General features: G+C 43.4%; 12 protein-coding genes and 2 pseudogenes. 11 read left to right on the top strand and 3 right to left on the bottom strand.

Going from position 1 to position 19,266, the window contains the following annotated elements; genetic code table 11:
* Positions 1-60 precede the first annotated feature (60 nt).
* A complete protein-coding gene (locus QUF19_RS00325; RefSeq protein ID WP_286298789.1) occupies positions 61-3,183 on the bottom strand; it encodes an EAL domain-containing protein in 3,123 nt (1,040 codons plus the stop codon).
* Between the two features lie 126 nt (positions 3,184-3,309).
* Here QUF19_RS00325 and asnC point away from each other — a divergent pair, with 126 nt between their 5' ends.
* Positions 3,310-3,774, top strand: a complete 465-nt coding sequence (asnC, locus tag QUF19_RS00320; protein ID WP_009848066.1) for a transcriptional regulator AsnC — start codon at positions 3,310-3,312, stop codon at positions 3,772-3,774.
* Positions 3,775-3,927: 153 nt separating this feature from the next.
* Here asnC and prlC read toward each other — a convergent pair whose 3' ends face one another.
* Positions 3,928-5,970: an oligopeptidase A gene (gene prlC, locus QUF19_RS00315; protein ID WP_102437834.1), complete on the bottom strand. Its 2,043-nt coding sequence runs from the start codon at positions 5,968-5,970 to the stop codon at positions 3,928-3,930.
* A 279-nt stretch (positions 5,971-6,249) separates the two neighbouring features.
* On the opposite strand from prlC, the gene QUF19_RS00310 reads away from it, so the two are divergent.
* The 6 genes from QUF19_RS00310 (at position 6,250) to QUF19_RS00285 (ending at position 14,141) form a co-directional block, all read left to right on the top strand.
* A complete protein-coding gene (locus QUF19_RS00310) occupies positions 6,250-7,089 on the top strand; it encodes a 23S rRNA (adenine(2030)-N(6))-methyltransferase RlmJ (RefSeq protein ID WP_286295290.1) in 840 nt (279 codons plus the stop codon).
* A 188-nt stretch (positions 7,090-7,277) separates the two neighbouring features.
* Positions 7,278-8,630 (top strand): glutathione-disulfide reductase, encoded by a 1,353-nt coding sequence (gene gorA, locus QUF19_RS00305; RefSeq protein ID WP_286295287.1) that lies wholly within the window; start codon positions 7,278-7,280, stop codon positions 8,628-8,630.
* 88 nt (positions 8,631-8,718) lie between these two features.
* Positions 8,719-9,921 (top strand): tyrosine-type recombinase/integrase, encoded by a 1,203-nt coding sequence (locus QUF19_RS00300; protein ID WP_286295286.1) that lies wholly within the window; start codon positions 8,719-8,721, stop codon positions 9,919-9,921.
* A complete protein-coding gene (locus QUF19_RS00295; RefSeq protein WP_286295285.1) occupies positions 9,918-11,606 on the top strand; it encodes a hypothetical protein in 1,689 nt (562 codons plus the stop codon). The genes QUF19_RS00300 and QUF19_RS00295 overlap by 4 nt, the downstream gene beginning before the upstream one ends.
* Positions 11,607-11,617: 11 nt before the next feature.
* Positions 11,618-13,732: an integrase gene (locus tag QUF19_RS00290; RefSeq protein WP_286295284.1), complete on the top strand. Its 2,115-nt coding sequence runs from the start codon at positions 11,618-11,620 to the stop codon at positions 13,730-13,732.
* A complete protein-coding gene (locus QUF19_RS00285; RefSeq protein ID WP_286295283.1) occupies positions 13,704-14,141 on the top strand; it encodes a hypothetical protein in 438 nt (145 codons plus the stop codon). Before QUF19_RS00290 ends, QUF19_RS00285 begins: the two co-directional genes overlap by 29 nt.
* Before the next feature lie 358 nt (positions 14,142-14,499).
* On the opposite strand, the gene QUF19_RS00280 is transcribed toward QUF19_RS00285, so the two are convergent.
* Positions 14,500-15,099 carry a transposase gene (locus tag QUF19_RS00280; protein ID WP_286295280.1) on the bottom strand — a complete coding sequence of 200 codons (600 nt, stop codon included), beginning with the start codon at positions 15,097-15,099 and terminating at the stop codon, positions 14,500-14,502.
* A 49-nt stretch (positions 15,100-15,148) separates the two neighbouring features.
* On the opposite strand from QUF19_RS00280, the pseudogene QUF19_RS00275 reads away from it, so the two are divergent.
* From QUF19_RS00275 to QUF19_RS00260, 4 genes and pseudogenes are all read left to right on the top strand, one after another.
* Positions 15,149-15,250: pseudogene (locus QUF19_RS00275) on the top strand (IS5/IS1182 family transposase); the annotation flags it as partial.
* A gap of 620 nt (positions 15,251-15,870) precedes the next feature.
* Positions 15,871-16,065: pseudogene (locus QUF19_RS26410) on the top strand (hypothetical protein); the annotation flags it as partial.
* A gap of 18 nt (positions 16,066-16,083) precedes the next feature.
* Positions 16,084-16,644, top strand: coding sequence for a transposase (locus tag QUF19_RS00265; protein WP_286295279.1), 561 nt, complete (start codon positions 16,084-16,086; stop codon positions 16,642-16,644).
* A gap of 590 nt (positions 16,645-17,234) precedes the next feature.
* On the top strand, positions 17,235-19,202 hold the full coding sequence (locus tag QUF19_RS00260; RefSeq protein WP_286295278.1) for an alkyl/aryl-sulfatase: 1,968 nt from the start codon (positions 17,235-17,237) through the stop codon (positions 19,200-19,202).
* Positions 19,203-19,266 lie beyond the last annotated feature (64 nt).

Genomic DNA, 19,266 nt, shown 5'->3' with positions numbered 1-19,266 from the left:
GCTGTAAGTGTTAAAGCTAATACTAAAGCTAAAGAATAGTCATCGTGTCGCTTGGTTCACTTAATCTAAGTGCTCTAGTGCTCGTTCTTGCTGTAACTCTTCAACGAGCTCTGCGAGTGGCTTAGGTCGACCAATAATGTAGCCCTGCGCATAGTTAACGCCGAGCTCGATCAGCTTGTCGATGATCTGAGTGTTTTCAACAAACTCTGCCACCGTGTGTTTACCCATCTGCTTGGCCAAGTCATTGATAGAACGAACCATCACATGATCCATTTCGTTGACATCGATATCGCGCACAAACAGACCATCAATCTTCACGATATCGACCGGCAATTTCTTCAGGTAGCCAAATGATGATAAGCCTGAGCCGAAGTCATCAAGCGCAATCATGCAGCCAAGCTCTTTAATTCTAGTGAAGAACTTGATTGCTTGTTTCATGTTGCTCATCGCTGCCGTTTCGGTGATTTCTAGACAAATTTTATGACAAGGCACGGACGAATTCGCCAAGCTTTCAATCAAGAATTCAACGAACTCTCGGTTACCCATCGAATGACCGGACAGATTGATAGAGCACATTCCAAGTTCATCTATCACCTCAGGTCGATGTTCTAACCAAGCCAGTGTTTGGCTCACGACTCGACGGTCAATCAAGTGCGCAATGTTATAACGCTCTGAGGCGGGCATGAAGATCCCAGGAGAGATGTACTCACCCTTGATGTTTTTGATTCTCACCAAGATCTCGAAGTGCATTTTCTGACTGTCTTTGTCTAAACCAAGGATACGTTGTGCAAACAACTCTAAACGGTCATTGGCCAAGGCCTCATGGACAAGGTTAACGCACTCCATTTCAAGGTGACGACGACGGATATCTTCATCATCTTGATGGTAAAGGTTATAGCGATTGCGCCCTTCTTCTTTTGCTGCATGACAAGCGGCATCGGCCTGAGCGTGCACCATTTGTGGTGAAGCCGCAGTATGATCAATCAATCGGATACCGATAGAGCTGGTCAGGTTAAGGCGAATATCACCCCACAGGAACGGATTCTCGCTCATCATCGAGATGATACTGCGACACACATTGATCGCATCTCTCTCGGTGCAATCTTTCAGTAAAACCGCGAACTCATCACCACCCATTCGAGCCAATACCGTGTTGTACGGCAGTACCTCTTCCAATAGTTTGGCGCTAAACAGGATCGCCGCATCACCCGCTTCATGGCCTGCGGTATCGTTTAAGACCTTAAGTTGGTCTAAATCCAAGAACAACATCGCGTGAGTTCGCATGTGGCTCTCGACTTCTTTGAGCGCCTTTTGCAGTTCTTGTTCGAAATGATTACGGTTGAAGGTATCGGTCAGCAAGTCATAGCGAGCCTGATACTCTAGCTTTTCTGAAAGCTCATGAGTCTCGGTGATGTCTTCGCCGACTATCAGCAACTGATCAGACTCAACCAATGGACGAATGTTTTCACGAATCCAGATTGTGCTGCCATCCGCATGACGATATTCAATATCACGACGCCAAACGCCACGAACCTTGTGCTGTGGTTGCAATAAGATATGACGCGGGATCATCGCATTTTCATCGACGTAGAACTCTCTTGGACGATGGCCTAGTAATTGCTCCAACGGATAACCTAACACCTCTTCAGCGAACTGATTTACTTGCTGAATACGGTTGTTGCCATCCAGCGTAATCATCATCACGGGTTGCTTGTCGTAATACAGCTTGAGGTTCGCTTCACGTTGGAACAGTTTATTTTCAGCAAGTTTACGAGAAGTCACATCACGCGCTTCAAATAAGAACTGGGTGTCATCCTCTTCATTGCCCGGCATCGATTTCAGTGAAATCTCCAGTACCATCACACCGCGATCACGACACCACACCTCAGCTTCAAAGCGCAACGCAGGCGGCGTTTCTTTACTCGTAAAATACTCCTTCAAGATTTCACGTGCAGACTCTTCCCAATGCTGATGATTTTGAAGCGGGGTACCAAGCTTGTAGCCTTGGTTGTAAAGAAGCTCATGCAGCTTGCTATTACTCGACAACAGCACCCCATTTTTGTCGATAATGCCCATAAATTGCAGACTTTGATCGAATATCGACTCAAGCAACATTTGGCTTTTTCGGCTTGCCCGCTCACTTTTCTTCAGTCGGTTGAGGTAATACACCAAGGTGGCAATCACGCACGCCATGGCTAAAAATAGCAAACCAATCGTACGAATCTCATCGCGATAGCGCGCGAGGAATGACTTAGGCTTATTTAGGAAAGTCACCGAGGCTTCATTCTCTGCGCCTAGGTCCCAACGAGAGATCTGTTGATAGTCGATCTTTATTTCTGGAGCTCCAGCTACCACTGGGGGAAGTGGCTTTGTTGGGTTAGCCAACACGTTCAATAGGACACGCCCAGTATCTCGACCTTGAGTCTCACCGCTCTGAATCACGCCTCCGATAGCGCCGAACCCAAGCCCCAAGTCATGCACCATATACAGTGGCATTTGAGTCTGTGTATTGAGATCGCGCCAATCTTCATCGCTGCTGACTCGACCATCTGCATCGCGGTAATACGCCCAAAACAGCAAGCTTTTTCCGAGATCGGCACGTTGAGAAAATGTCACGAGCTCTTGATAAGAATCAGGAACATAGTGTTCAACGAGATCGGAAAAATCTGGGTGTTTTCTAACAAACAGATCGATTTGGGCACGAATGGCTTCGCCCGTCACTGAGTGATCGGTGACAATATAGATTTTTTTGACTGTCGATTGAAGACGCTTGATCAGCTCAATATTACCCGCCAAATCAATATCTTCACTAATGCCTGTTGCGTTCAAGCCTTCAATCATTTCAGGAGAGAAGTTGTTGATGCCGCCAAAGATAACAGGCGTTCCTTTGAGATCGGGCGCGAGGCGCTTCATTAAGTTGAGCGCGTTATTGTCACTGACGACAACGGCAGCAAACTCTTCATGCAGTAGTTTGGTGTGATAAAGCTGATAAACACGCTCAAGATATTCCGGATTTTGAGAGCGCTTGCTATCGAGGTAAACGACACGATAAGAGAGACCATCTCGATCAAGTTCTGCCGCTAGCCCTTTGTGGAAATCATCTGTCCAGAAAAAACCTTGATGGTAAGAGTGGATCACCAAGACATCTTTTGTCTGCGCGGAAGCAAAAGTACTCCAACACACCACAAGAAATAACAACCAAAATCGCACTGAATTCACCTTAACATCATCGTTGCTGCTAATATTATCACCCTTGGCTATGATATGTACTCTAGCCAGGCTATTTTCATTCGATATAAGGGGTTACGCATGTCCACAACTACTGCTCGTCTGGATGACCTAGACCGTGCCATTCTCAAAACTTTGATGGAAGATGCGCGCACGCCTTATGCTGAAATGGCAAAGAAATTCGATGTCAGCCCCGCGACGATTCACGTTCGTATCGAAAAGATGAGATCGGCCGACATTATTGAGCGAACCGAGGTTGTGGTAAACACAAAAAAACTGGGTTACGACGTGTGTTGTTTTATTGGTATCAACCTCAATGCAGCCCGCGATTACCATTCAGCCATTGCTAAACTAAACGCATTGGACGAAGTGGTTGAGGCTTATTACACCACCGGCGCCTACAACATTTTCGTTAAGCTGATGTGTAAATCGATAGAAGAATTGCAGTTCGTGCTGATTGATAAATTGCAGGCGATCGACGAGGTTCAATCGACTGAGACCCTTATCTCGCTGCAAAACCCAATCAATCGCAACGTGAATCCATAATCTATACACGCACTAGATTATGTTTGGGTAACCCAAAAAGAAAAGGCTGAACACAATGTTCAGCCTTTAATTTATCTAACTTATGTAGCCACGAATCTAAGCTCTGTTACCTAATATAAGCTATGCAGCTAACAATATAAGGGAATCACTAACCTAAGCTTGAATGCCAGCATGACGAAGCATCGCATCGATTTGAGGCTCACGACCACGGAAGCGTTTGAACAGCTCCATCGGCTCTTCACTGCCACCCATCTCAAGGATGTTGTTCAGGAAGCGATTGCCGGTTTCAGTGTTGAAGATACCCTCTTCTTCAAATGCTGAGAACGCATCTGCCGATAGCACTTCTGCCCATAGGTAGCTGTAGTAACCTGCGCTGTAGCCACCAGCAAAGATGTGGCCAAAGCTATGTGAGAAGCGGTTCCAATCAAGACTTGGCAGTACTGACACCTTAGACTTCACGTCAGCTAGCGTTTCTAGTACGCGAGCACCAACTTCTGGATCGTATTCAGTGTGTAGCGTGAAATCGAACAGGCCAAGCTCTAGCTGGCGTAGGATAAACATTGCAGACTGGAAGTTCTTCGCCGCTAGCATCTTCTCTAGCATCTCTTTAGGTAGCGCTTCACCCGTTTCGAAGTGACCAGAGATAAACGACAGCGCCTCTTCTTCCCAACACCAGTTTTCTAGGAACTGACTTGGTAGCTCAACGGCATCCCAAGGCACACCGTTGATACCAGCCACAGCGCCCGCTTCAACTTGCGTTAGCATGTGGTGGATGCCGTGACCAAATTCGTGGAATAACGTAACCACTTCGTCGTGAGTAAACAGTGCTGGTTTATCACCAACAGGCTTGTTGAAGTTACACGTTAGGTAAGCAACAGGTGTTTGTAGCTCGCCAGATTGAGTAATACGACGACCACGACAGTCATCCATCCAAGCACCACCACGTTTATGTTCACGTGCGTATAAATCTAGGTAGAAGCTACCGCGCAGTGCACCTGTAGCATCAAAGATATCAAAGAAGCGCACTGAATCGTGCCATGTATCCACGCCTTCACGCTCAGTCACCGACATACCAAACACACGGTTGAGTACTTCGAACAAACCAGAAACTGCATTCGACTCAGGGAAGTATGGACGAAGCTCTTCATCAGAGATCTCGAACAAGTTCTGTTTTTGTTTTTCGCTGTAGTAAGCGATGTCCCACAGATTTAGCTCAGAAACACCAAACTCTTTCTCAGCAAACTGACGTAGCTCTTCTACTTCGCGCTCACCTTGTGGTTTAGCTTTTACTGCTAAGTCGTTAAGGAAACCAAGTACTTGGTCTGGCGTTTCTGCCATCTTGGTCGACAATGATTTCTCGCTGTAGGTGCTGAAACCCAGCATGCGAGCGATCTCGTGACGCAGCTTAAGTTGTTCAGTGATGATCTCAGTGTTGTCCCACTTACCTGCATTTGGACCGCGATCTGAAGCGCGAGTTACGTAAGCTTCGTACAGCTCTTTACGTAGCGCTTGGTTATCACAGTACGTCATCACTGGTAAGTATGAAGGGATATCTAGAGTCAGTAGGTAACCTTCCTGCTCTTTAGCTTCCGCCGCGGCTTGTGCTGCTGCCAATGCCGACTCAGGCATACCGGCCAGTTCAGCCACGTCTGTTACCTGCTTGCTCCAACCCATGGTTGCATCAAGCACGTTGTTTGAGAATTGAGAACCTAGCTCAGACTGGCGCTTACTGATCTCGCCGTAACGATGCTGCTCGTCTGCAGGTAAGCCAATACCCGACAACTCGAAATCACGCAGTGCGTCAGTAATGGTTTTCTGTTGAGCTTGGTCTAATGCCGAGAATGCTTCACTCGCCTTGATCGCTTTGTAAGCTTCGAACAAACCTTTGTGTTGACCAACCCACGTGCCGTACTCAGAAAGCACAGGCAGGCAGCTCTCATAAGCGTCACGCAGCTCATCGCTGTTCATCACAGAATTCATATGGCTTACTGGTGACCAAATACGGCCTAAACGATCATCCACTTCTTCAATCGGAGCAACAAGGTTGTCCCAGCTTGGTGAAGTATTACCTTCAAGTACTTGTTCTATCTTGTTGCGACACTCTTCAATCACTTGCTCAACCGCCGGCTTAACGTGCTCAGGTTTGATCTGTGAAAACGGAGGTAAGTCCGTGAAGGTTAATAGCGGATTAGACATATAAACATTCCTTTGGCTTTAGAGACTTTCGTCTTTTTTGTAATGAGGTCGTCTTACAGTCATCAGGCTAAGGGGCGCCCTAAAAAATCACCTGCGAATAGTTATTAAATAGTGCCCATGAAGGCAAATTTCAATAGCAGAACCAATAACTAACTGCATATTGCGAACGACTGTTCCTGAATTGATCGAGAATTTATGGTCCATTGAGGGTTATAATAGTCTGATTAACCCCACCTACACTAACCACACTCTAATTCGAGAGTGTTACGAGAGTTTAATTTGTTAAGTTATCGCCACAGCTTCCACGCGGGTAACCATGCCGACGTAGTAAAGCATATCGTACAGAGCCTTATTCTTAATTCTTTGAAACAGAAGGATAAGCCTTTTGTTTATCATGACACTCACTCTGGTGTAGGTCGTTACGACTTAACGCATGAATGGTCTGAAAAAACGGGCGAATACAAACAAGGTATTGCACGCGTTTGGGCACAAACAGAACTTCCTGAAGATATTCAAAGCTACCTTGAGTCTATCTCAGCACTCAACAATGGCGAAAAACTGCGTTTCTACCCGGGCTCACCACGTGTTGCACGTTCACACCTGCGCGACCAAGACCGCATGGTACTGACTGAGCTTCACCCTGCAGACCACCCGCTGCTTGAGCAAGAGTTCCACCGCGATCGTCAGGTGTCTATCTACAAAGAAGATGGCTTCCAACGCTTAAAGGGCAGTCTGCCACCAAAAGAGCGTCGTGGTTTAGTGCTTATCGACCCACCTTATGAGCTGGCAAAAGAGTACCGCGATGTGGTGACTGCGATTGCTCAAAGCCATAAGCGCTGGGCAACCGGTATCTACGCAATTTGGTACCCAGTGGTAAACCGCTGTGATATCGAAGACATGATCGAAGGACTTGAAGGCCTAGGCATTAACAAGATTCTACAAATCGAACTTGGCGTATCACCAGACACCAACGAGCGTGGCATGACAGCATCAGGCATGATTGTTATCAACCCGCCTTGGAAACTAGAAAGCCAAATGAACGAAATTCTTCCATTCTTGAAGGAAGCAATTGCGCCGGCAACCGGTCACTTCAAAGTAGAGTGGATCGTACCCGAGTAACCTCGAACTTAACGTCATAGTTTGCAGAATCTTCAACAGATTGTGACGTATACGAATAAATTTTAAACAGGGAGATTGAGTTCAACCGATCTGCCCTCAATATAATAATTAGATAATTTAAGAATCTATAGGACGTAGGTATCCAGTGCGCTCACTGTGCCCACAACCCTCAATAAATGGAGAAAGTAATGGCGACTCATTTTGATTACATCTGTATCGGCGGCGGTTCAGGCGGCATCGCATCAGCTAACCGCGCAGCAATGCACGGTGCAAAAGTTGCACTTATCGAAGCTCAAGACCTTGGTGGTACTTGTGTAAACGTTGGTTGTGTTCCTAAAAAAGTTATGTGGCACGGTGCTCAAGTTGCTGAAGCGATCAACCTATACTCAAAAGACTACGGCTTCGACGTTGACGTAAAAGGCTTCAACTGGGGCAAACTGGTTGAAAACCGTCAAGCGTACATTGGTCGTATTCACCAGTCTTACGATCGCGTTCTTGGTAACAACAAAATAAACGTAATCAAAGGCTTTGCTAAGTTTGTCGATGAGAAGACCGTTGAAGTTAACGGTGAACACTACACTGCAGATCACATCCTGATCGCGGTAGGTGGTCGTCCAACCATTCCAAACATCCCTGGCGCAGAGCACGGTATCGACTCAAACGGTTTCTTCGACCTGATGGAGCAACCTAAACGTGTTGCTGTTATCGGCGCGGGCTACATCGCAGTAGAAATCGCAGGCGTACTAAGTGCACTTGGCACAGAAACACACCTGTTCTGTCGTAAAGAGTCACCACTACGTAGCTTCGACCCAATGATCGTTGAGACATTGGTTGAAGTAATGGAAGCGGAAGGCCCAACACTTCACACGCACTCTGTTCCTAAAGAAGTCGTGAAAGAAGCAGACGGTACGCTGACTCTGCACCTTGAGAATGGCAACACTCAAAACGTTGATCACCTAATTTGGGCTATCGGCCGTCACCCAGCAACTGACGCTATCAACCTAGCATCAACTGGCGTTGCAACAAACGACCGTGGCTACATCAAAGTAGACGAATTCCAAGCAACAAACGTTCCTGGCATTTACTGTGTTGGCGACATCATGGAAGGCGGCATCGAGCTAACACCTGTTGCTGTTAAAGCAGGTCGTCAGCTTTCTGAGCGCCTATTCAACGGCCAAACAAACGCGAAGATGGACTACGCGCTCGTTCCTACTGTTGTATTCAGCCACCCACCTATCGGCACAATTGGTCTAACGACTCAAGAAGCTGAAGAGCAATACGGCAAAGACAACATCAAGGTCTACACGTCTGGTTTTACTGCAATGTACACAGCAGTCACTCAACACCGTCAACCTTGTAAGATGAAGCTAGTATGTGCAGGCGAAGAAGAGACAGTCGTCGGCCTACACGGCATCGGTTTCACTGTTGATGAAATGATTCAAGGCTTCGGCGTTGCAATGAAGATGGGCGCAACCAAAGCAGATTTCGACTCTGTTGTGGCTATCCACCCAACGGGCAGCGAAGAGTTTGTTACCATGTAGATCGTAGTCTGGAAAATCTACCCTTTAGATTTGTAAAGTCTGGAAAACATACTAGCCTCAATAGAGTTCAACACTCTGCGAGGCTAGTATGGTTACGGTTATCCACTCGAAAGATTTCAATGTTCCTCGCATATTTCCTGCGTCAAAAATCTCAAAGTCTTTCTTACTAAAAGGCTTTCCAACTTTCTACTCAAACGAAAATGAGTATATTCTTCCCGTAAATCTCTGGTTAAATTATCTTCAAAATATCAGAAGCGCATCTGACATTTCTTGCTGCGTTAGAGCAATGAAAAGGTACTGGCAATTTCTTGAAGATACTGGATGTGCCTGGAATGCTTTTCCTCCTACAGATTACCTAAAGCCTACTTACAGATTTAGAAACGATAACTTACTCAACGCAGCTAAAAAGGGAGAGATCGCATACTCAACTGCATCCCTCTATATGCTGCAACTTATTAAGTTTTATGAATGGGCGGCTCACGAACGTTTTATAACTTTTACGGAAGATAATAAACCGTTTAACTACCAGTTAGTTCATATCGCAAACACAGGGATGATGAGCCACAACAACCCTAAATTTGTTGTTCGATCCACAGATCTAAGAATTAGAAAACCAGCCAAAAACGAAAACCAAAGACTTAATCCTTTATCAAAAGAAGAACTTGCTCAATTTGCAACCTGCTTAACAAACTATTCTGAAGAATTCATTATTCATCAACTATTACAGATTCAATCAGGGTTAAGAGTCGAAGAGGCATGCACGTTCTCTATTGCTTCCGTAGAAAAACCAGCCCCCAACTCAAAGAGATTCGAAGTAGAAATCGGCCCCTCCAATGGGGTGCACACAAAATTCAAGAAAACCAGAAAGGTCGAAGTTCCATTTTCACTGATGCAAAGGATGTACTATTACAGCGTCTCAGAACGTCGATTCAATCGAGCAAAAAAGACCAACCAAGAGCACTCTACTCTTTTACTCAATAATCGTGGAATGCCTCTATGTAGCAATAATATTCAACAGTATTTTCGCCGTCTACGAGAAGAGATTAAGAACAGGTTTCAAACATCATTCGATCATAGAACACATGACTTGAGAGCAACTTATGGAACCTACCGGTTAGATGCTCTTTTAGAGCATCTAGCTGTTGGTGATGCGCTTGCGCTAGTAATGGCTTGGATGGGTCACAAGGATGACAAAACAACATGGAAATACCTTAAATACCTTCGCAAAGAGAAAGCTAATCAATCAGCGATGGTTCTCCTTGACCAGATTCTAGAGGAGTCACTTAAATGAGCTATTCTCCCCCTATTTTGACCATAAGAATGCGCACCGGTATTGATCAGTATTTTACATACGATTTCACTCGATTTTTTTATCATGGTGTAGCCTTTAAAAGGAGCTTTGAATCAGCAAGGCCAGCAAATCGTGATGATGATGTTTTACGTTGGTATCGATTTTTTAATGATACCAATGAATATTCAGATCTTACCAAACAAAGCTACCTTCGAGACTTTGCTCTCTTTGTTCGTTATTGTGATTCAAAGAACCTTCGACCTGAGAGCCAGGAAGCAGTTGAGTCTTTAGAAAGGCATTTAATAGAACAAGTTAGAATTGAAAAAATGAATGTGAACTCCGCTAGAAAGCAGATTTCATGTGTAAAAAAATGTTTAGAAAGACTGGGGAACCCAAGCTCAACTTGGTTCTCGCCTTATACCTTATTTCGTTCTGAAATAAACCCAACAGAAAGTTATTCCGATCAAGAGTTAAATGTTCTTATAAAAGTCATTTATCGTTTTTTTAATCAGCTATCAAAACAAATCTTAGATGAACCCGAAAAATTCCTTCAAGCTACAACCAATAAACGTATTGGAACCTTTATATACCAAGGGTTTACCCATGATATTACCTCTCCAATAACAAAATGTTTTAGCGCAGCTTATTTCTTACTAGCGTATTACACATGGGGAAACACAACCGTGCTACTAAACATGACCAAGCCAAAAGAAAAAATTTATGAAGGCGGAGCTTGGTTTGAGCAAAGTGTATTGAAACCTAGAGCAAATAAGTTTGTATCAGTTTCAATTGGTGACAATGGCACTTACCACGTCCCCAAGATAGCTCTACGTTTTTTTGAGCAACTTCTTAAACTTAGCACGTCTATATCAACCGATTCCCACTTGCTATATCAATGCAAAGCAGGAAAAGCAGCACCATTGCAACAAGGTCATATTCAAACATTCTCAAATTGGCTGCAGCAAACATTTTCTCTGATGACCTATGACAATAAACCTCTAAGACCAACAGCATCGAGATTCCGAGCTAGTGGTAGCTATCGATATTTAGCAAAGACTGGCAACGCAGTAGAGACATCTCTTTTATTGGGAAACACTCCTCGCACATTTAATAAACACTATTCATCGGGCAATACTGTAGAAAATGAAAAACAGCTTCTGGCAGCGACATACACAATAGAAGGAGTAGCAAAGTGCTCTGATATTAATCAAGCAAAAGAACATGCAAAGAAAGAACTAGGTATTGAGGTTCTCCCGTATGAAGAGTTTTTAAACAAATACTCTGAGTCTAATGGTCAAAAAACCGTACTTGGCACTGGGTGTAAGAATGCGTTCTCTGCACATGTCGATAAATATCGGAGAAGAAATCACTTTAATCCAAAGGACTTTGTTGTTGATCACCTAGCGTGCTCGGACATTCACAACTGCTTCAACTGTGAAAACCAAGTGATAATAGAGAATGTCGAAGACATTTGGTGCCTTTTAAGTTATCGAGAATCAATCAAGGACTCAAAGGTTTATCATTTAGACGAACAGCATTTTTCCAACAATTACTCCGACCTCCTCGCATCAATTAATCGCATAATCTTCACAATTCATCCTAGGGTCAAAAGGCTCGCAGAAAAAAAGCTTGAAAACGAAGGCCGTCATCCTCTTTGGCCAGACGGCATCAATATCGACTTTTAGGAGAATACATCATGACACCTCTTTTTGAGCTACCAAAAAATATCCTGCAAGAAAACATTTCTGAGTACAAAAGAATAATTCAGCTTTATGTAGACAAAAAATACCGAGAGCTAGAAAGCGTTGTTGTCACCAAAAATTATGATGGCTCTGCAAAAAGTTACATGGGAGATGAGGAATGGAATTTTCAAGCTTATCTTGACGCAAGAGTCACCTATAAAAAAACTATCGTATTTTCCAAAATCGAAGATGACAGTTTAGCTAGAGAGATGAAGCTAATTTGTTTCTCATGGTTGTACGTCGCAGGTCACCATAGAAAAGGGGCTGTAATAAAGCCATCAACTCTCATTGCTCGTTATTCAAAGCTATGCATTGTATATAAGTTTCTAGATAGCGAAGGTTATACTTCTATAGGGAGCCTTACTTCTAATTTGGTTTTTAGCCAGTTTTGCATATTCGTTCGAAGCCAGAATTACAGTGTCGCTCAAGTAGAAGGCTTATTTAATGCAATTATGCATGCCGGAAAAATAGCAAGATATTTACCCATCAACCTAGTTCTTCCAGATGGGTACACACAAACTATTTTTTCTAAAGAGACCACTGGAAAAACTAGACAAGACAGTAAGAATCAGTTCTACGCAATTCCCACTCGCCTAATGGAAAAGATATATAGTCATTGCTTTGAGTTAGTCGAAAAGTACTATCCGCACAAAGAAGCATTACACGAGTTGCTACATGATATGAGACAAAACTACGAAGAAGGTAAGAGAAGGGTTGATGATAAAATTAAAGTCGGCACTTGGCACTGGATAGACGAAACCTCTCCAGACTATCGAGTAGAGGTCAATAAACATCAACCTTTTAGTTATAGTAGTATTTTTCAAGCTCACCTAGAGCACTCTAAACTAGCTATGTTGTTACCAAGACACGCAGTAAAAGTTCAAGGGAAAGTAATAGAGTTACAAACGGCTTGCTACATTGTATGCGGTGCACTAACGGGGATGCGTCGCTCAGAGTTATTCTGCCTTCATTCAAACAGTTATAAAGAAAAAGAAGTATATGGGCGTACTTATACTGTTCTTCAGTCTGAGCAGCATAAGTTTAGTCAAGGTTCAGGGAAGCGTGCCGAGTGGGTAACAACTCCTTTAGCACGAAAAGCAATCGAACTTGCAGAAGCCATTTCTAGATGTATGAGAATTCAGTTATTAGAAGACGATGACCCCATGAGCAACTATGATTCAAGTTGTTTGTGGTTAGGGCAAGGTAGAAAATCTCAAAAACCAATTATTCGTCAAGACGGAAGTATGCGTACACATTTCAACAGGTTATGTAAGGATGCTGGCGCAATTATTACAGCTCAAGACTTGATAGAATTTGAAGTTATAAATCCAAATAGAGAACCGAATCATGCTGACGAAAGGATTGCTGAAGGTTGTGTATGGCCATTAACGACCCATCAACTTCGTCGCACTTTTGCTGTATTTTCAAAACGCCACAATCTTTGCAGCGATATCGCAATTAAACAGCAGTTTAAACATTTAGACTTACCTACAACAGAATGGTATGGCGAAGGCGGGCTCGCAAGTAAAATTAAAGCCCTACAAATAGACACAGAATTACAGTCTTTCTTGAACGATGTTATTCAAGAGTCTACAACACAAAAAATCCATGAATGGTACGAAGGAAAGGAGTCGAACAACCTTATGGGGCATATGGCAGGGTCTATCAATAAGAATCGGCTGACCCTTCCTCAAAAGTATAAATCTTGGGATGCGATAAATGAGCACGTTAAAGCTGGTCGTCTAAATCTCGTTGGTACACTACACTCATATTGCATGGCAGGATATGAGTGCCAGATGCATAAGATAAGTTCACCTGCAAACTGCATGAGTTGTGAAAACCAACTCATCGGCCAAGAGCAAGTTGAAAGTTGGCAAAAACGTCATGCCTGGGTCTCTCAACAAGTTAAAGATATGGATGCTATCGGCACATTAACAAGTTCGATGTATTCTCATTTCATAACGCAGATTAGAGCGGCAGAAAAAGTACTGCACCGATTTAAAATTCCATTCGAAAAATTCGACATAGGAAGCGACCAGTATGAGCAAGTCCCAAATTACGAGGGTTGAGCTTGAAAATGCGCTCAAGCGTATTCTAAGTGGGCAAACCGAACGTATAGATCCAAATAGAAAGATTTCAGTCAAAGCCGTAGAAGAAGAAGCAGGGTTAGGTGATGGGTCCGCATATTACTACAAAGACATAGTCTCAACGATAAAAGAGACAGCGATTAAGAGCTCACCAAAAACGAGAAAGCAAAACCTCTACGAAGAAAAAATCGCAAACCTGAGAGAGCGTTTAGCGAATGAAAAACGCTTGAAAGAAAAATATTACAAGCAAGCTGAAGACTATAAACAACAATTAAGTGAAATGGCCAGTCAGCATAACCAACTGGCCTTAATGATTCAGCAGTATCAATACAAAATTTCCGAACTCGATTCGGAAGTCTCAGCGATTCCCTCTCCTGAAAAGTGTAAATAATAGTTCAGGTTTGACGATACTTAAGCGCTACACTCGAACTCGGTTCGCAACTTTCACTGCTTGATGTTTAGCGATTTCAAAGTCTCTAATACGGAGTTTTGTGAAGATTGGGATAGTTAATTTGTCGGGAATATTAACTATCCCATCACTTAAATAGATGATAGCGATATTATCTATTAGCTAGGTTGTTGATAACTCCCATTTTGGATAGATCTCCCCTATGCGATGCCCTCACCACGCCAACTCAAAGCTTCATTGACGATGTTTCTCCGACCTGCTCCTGCATGGAAAGCCACAAATCGCATTCAGTAACCGCACAGAATGCATTCCAACGGCTCCACTCTTAAAAAGGATTTCATTATCTGACCATATCGAAGTGCTGGCGGCGGCGGATACCTCTCCATACCCAGAGCGTCACGCGCTTTAGGTAGCTTCTCTCCAACCACACGATTGGCAAAAAAACAAAGTAGCGGATCATACGAAAGTTTTTCTCTGGGATGTGCTGGATGAGACGTTTAATCAACTTAAGTTGGCTGATCTCCTCCGTTTCATATTTCCCTGTGTGATGGTCGAGATAACGAAATGATTGGTTAGCTTCACCACGATAATGAGCCAGTTTTGCGCCAGCAATCAGTGGGCGTTTAAGGTAACGCCCAAGATAGTTGATCGTGGCTTTGGGATGCTGGGTTTTCTTTGCAAAGTGCACATGCCAAAAGCGTTGTCGTTGAGTGTTAATGAAACGACGAAACTCATCAAAGTCACGGCTGTGAGTTTCTGCGTCGTCGATATCTCGCAGCGTAGAGTCAGTCGCGACCATGCGTTGCCATGTTTTGTTGTACTCAAGGAGAAAGTTAAGCGGTCTAGGTTGATATGGGTATTGACAGAAGTGCGAGCAGCCATGGTCAGTAAAGGTTATCGGGGCGTAATTGTAGCGAATGAAAAGCCTGATTATACGCATAAACCTATCACGTGCCCAATCGCAGCGTAGCTGCTATGTTCGTGGTCGTTTAAGAAATTACAATGCACAAGTGGGTGAAACTTACGCGATGATAAAAGCGTTGAACAAGCTCACTGGGCTAGGTATGCCTGAAACTTGTCGTGTTGACTAAAAAACATACGAAACAAGGTCTTTCTATCTCTAAATTTAATTAGGCAACAAAACCGTATAGGAGTGTCGTTAATGCTAGGCAATCTATTACAAATTACATCATTAGATATTACAGCCAAGTAAGACCCCCATCAATATATCGGTGGATTGACACCTAACGAATCGGAAAGACAGTACTAGGAAACTTACAAAATTGTGGCCAATTTTAGTTGACTACTTGTATCTTAAAGTTTTGGATGATTAGCTATCCTCCATGCTCTAAAATCAGTGAGGATGCTTGACCACGTAATGTTTAACATTGAACTGTAGATTATCCCCTGATTTTACTTTCTCTAATACTGGATGATATCCGAGCGCTTAGTTGTTAACTAATGACGCTGTATGCACAAGTGGAGTCGTTGATATGAGAGTAAATGTTGGAATTGATGTGAGCAAAGATTCTTTAGATTTCTGTTTATTACTAAATCAAACCAAGAGCGGTCGAAAATTTAGGTGTTTTAAAAATCGGAAAATCGATTATGCAATCATCAATGATTGGTTGTTAAAGCAAGCTAGATGCCCACCCGAATAAATCGTCATTACGATGGAATCTACAGGCGTTTATCATGAAGCCATTGCTTTATATTTACACACATCAGGTTTAAAATCATTATTTCAAATCCAGGTAAAGCGAAGAAATTCTCTCAATCGCTAGGGTTAATTCATAAAACTGATAAATCAGACTCATATATGCTTGCAAGATACGGTGATGCACAATATGAACATGTTTCTTTGTGGAAGCCAGATACGGAGAACATAAGATCAATCAAAATGTTAGTTCGTAGGCTGTCAGCGTTGGAAAAAGATCGTTTGAGAGAAAGCAACCGACTTGAAGCTTGCACAATCAGTGGTTCTCATGAGCGAGTTCTGTTATCAATTAAACGAATTGTCCACATTTTAGATGATGAAATTAAGGACATTGAACGTGAAATTGATGTCATCATTTCGGCTTGTCCCTTCATGAGTAAAAATCATGATTTACTTATGAGTGTTGTAGGTATCGGAAAGGTCATGTCGAGAGAGCTAGTGTATTTATTTTCAGCCAAGAGCTTTTCAACAGACAAGCAAGCGGCTGCATTTGTAGGTCTTACGCCAAGGCTTAATGAGTCTGGCTCATTTAAAGGTAGAACCACATTGAGTAAAATTGGCCCATCTCGAATTCGGTCAAAAATATTTTTGGCTGCAGTTAGCGCTGGCAAATACAATCCCGATATCAAAGCACAAAAAAAGCGGCTATTAGCCGCTGGTAAGACAAAAATGCAAGCGTTAGGTGCAGCTATGAGAAAGCTAATTCAAATATGTTTTGGCGTTATAAAAAATCAGACAAGATATCAGTCTGAATTAACCTTAAATTAAGTTTGTGGTCGTTTCTGATAGATGGTATCTACACTATGAACGTTGAATATAAAAGTTGACACTTTACGTAGCTATGAGGTAACTACCCCAAATCGTGTGTCTGGAGCAGCCAATAAGTGTTTCATGTGGCGGAGGGCCTTAAAGAGCGCCATACTCCTTCCTGTTATGTAAAAGTCAAATTTTGCCATCAAGAGTCGTTGCGTTTCATCTGGAGGATGGGGAAAACGCAGCTGGTGAAAGGCGCATTTCCCCGGAGGCTGAGATTGTTATTCCGCCGAAAGACAACATGTTTGCTGATGAAGTCCATAATCCAAAGAGGATGGCAGAGCCTCGGCAATACGGAAAAAGGAACATCTAAGAAACGGCGATGCAACGTTACAAGAAAATAATCGGCAATACATTACACAGCAGAAAGATTGAAAACCAGTCAAAGGAAATGTTAGCCTGTTCGGGGTGTTCAATAGCTACCGAGTCGCCTAACCGTATAAAAAGACCACAAAGTTTTAGTGTTGCAACAATGCCCAATATCACTCCTTTTGGTCTATTCGTTTACATGATATGAAGCTCTACGTCATTGAAAGGACATAACAATGAAAAAAAAACACAGTATCATCGCTTTCTCTGTACTTTCTGTTTTATCGTGGAATGCACAGGCATCCAATGATATTACGAATCAGCCTAAAGATGCCTCCTCGTATACAACTCAAAAAAATGAAACCCTGAAGCAGTACTTAGATTTCGCCAATACTGCTGATTTCGATGCCGCAAGCAAAGGGTTTATTGCAAAATGGCCAGAAAAAACCATCAAAGACAAAGATGGCAACGTGGTATGGGATTTCAGCAAATATGACTTTTTAAATGGTGAAAAAGACATTGCGACTATTAACCCATCACTGCAACGCATGGCCAAGCTAAATAACATCACTGGTCTATTTAAAGTGAAAGATGGCGTGTATCAGGTGCGCGGCTTTGATTTGTCCGTGATGACTTTCATTCGGGGCGAAAAAGGCTGGGTCGTGATTGACCCACTGATTTCACCAGAAACAGCCGAAGCTGGGTTAACCTTGTTGAAGCAGCATGTGGAAGATAAACCTGTTTCCGCAGTAATTTTCACACACTCTCACGTTGACCACTTTGGCGGCATTTTAGGCGTGGCTACCGAGGATGCCGTTAAAGATGGCAAAGTGGAAGTGATTGCTCCAGAAGGCTTCTTCGACCATTCAATTGCAGAGAATCTGATGGCAGGTAATACCATGTCTCGCCGTGCTTCGTACATGTACGGTAACTTGTTGCAGGCGAGTGAAAAGGGGCAAGTGGATGGTGGTTTAGGCAAAACTACCTCGACAGGAGCACCGGGTATTCTGAAAGAAACGGTGACTGTATCGGAAACTGGGGATATTGAGACCATCGATGGCTTGGAGTTTGATTTCATGATGGCGCAAGAGTCTGAGGCGCCGTCAGAATTCATGTTCTACATTCCAAAATACAAAACGTTGATGGCAGCCGAAGTTATGACCCACACCATTCACAATATTTCGACCTTACGTGGAGCGAAAACTCGTGATGCTTCCAAGTGGGCTGAATACGTGGATGAAGCCTTGATCACATACGGAAATAAAGCCGACGTGATGGTAGCGTCGCACCACTGGCCGACATGGGGCAAAGACAAAATCAAAGAACAGCTGAGCAAGACTCGTGACAGCTACAAGTTTGTTCATGACCAAACCTTACGCTTAGCAAATAAAGGCTACACACCGAATGAGATTTCGGCCTCGATAAAGCTGCCTGAGTCATTAGACAAAGAGTGGTATAACCGAGGATATTACGGCACGGTATCGCACAATGCACGTGCTACATATGATTTTTACTTTGGTGCATGGTGGGACGGTAACCCTGCAAATTTGAACCCTCTAACACCGACTGAAGAAGGAAAAAAATACGTCGAAGCCATTGGTGGTGAAGATAAAGTGATCGAAATAGCCAAGCAGGCGATTGCTAAAGGGGAATACCGTTGGGCGGTTACCTTACTAAATAACGTAACCTTTACGAACCCTGATAACAAAGATGCACGTTATCTGGAAGCCGACGCGATGGAACAATTGGGTTACCAAGCCGAATCGGGTCCATGGCGTAACTACTACTTGGGTGGTGCAAAAGAGCTGCGTGAGGGAATTAAACCAGTGGCGACACCTAGCACTGCCGCGATTGCAGTGAATATGCCATTTGATCAGTTCTTGAAATATTTGGGAGTGACAGTAAAACCGGAAGCAGCCAAAGGCATGGATATGAAAGTGAACATCGACGTCACAGATGATGGAAAGTACTCGATGGCACTGAATAACTCGGTCTTGAAATCGTACAAAGATCGTCAGTTTGATGATGCGACCTTTACCGTGACGCTAAGCCGTGATGTATTTGAAAAGATGATCACTAAGCAATCAACTTTGCTTGAAGAAATGAAAACGGGTGAAGTGAAAGTATCAGATCCCGCAAAATTTAAGCAGTTAATGTCGATCTTTGATCAATTCGAATTATGGTTTGGCGTAGTTACACCATAAACGACAAAGTCGGAATGGTTCATACTATTTTCGATGGCTTTGTTAAATGGCCCTCCGCCACATG

The organism is Vibrio sp. FE10, from assembly GCF_030297155.1.
GTDB lineage: Bacteria > Pseudomonadota > Gammaproteobacteria > Enterobacterales > Vibrionaceae > Vibrio > Vibrio apostichopi.
The sequence above is the reverse complement of the archived record's forward strand: the minus strand, read 5'-3'. Positions and strand labels throughout refer to the sequence as shown.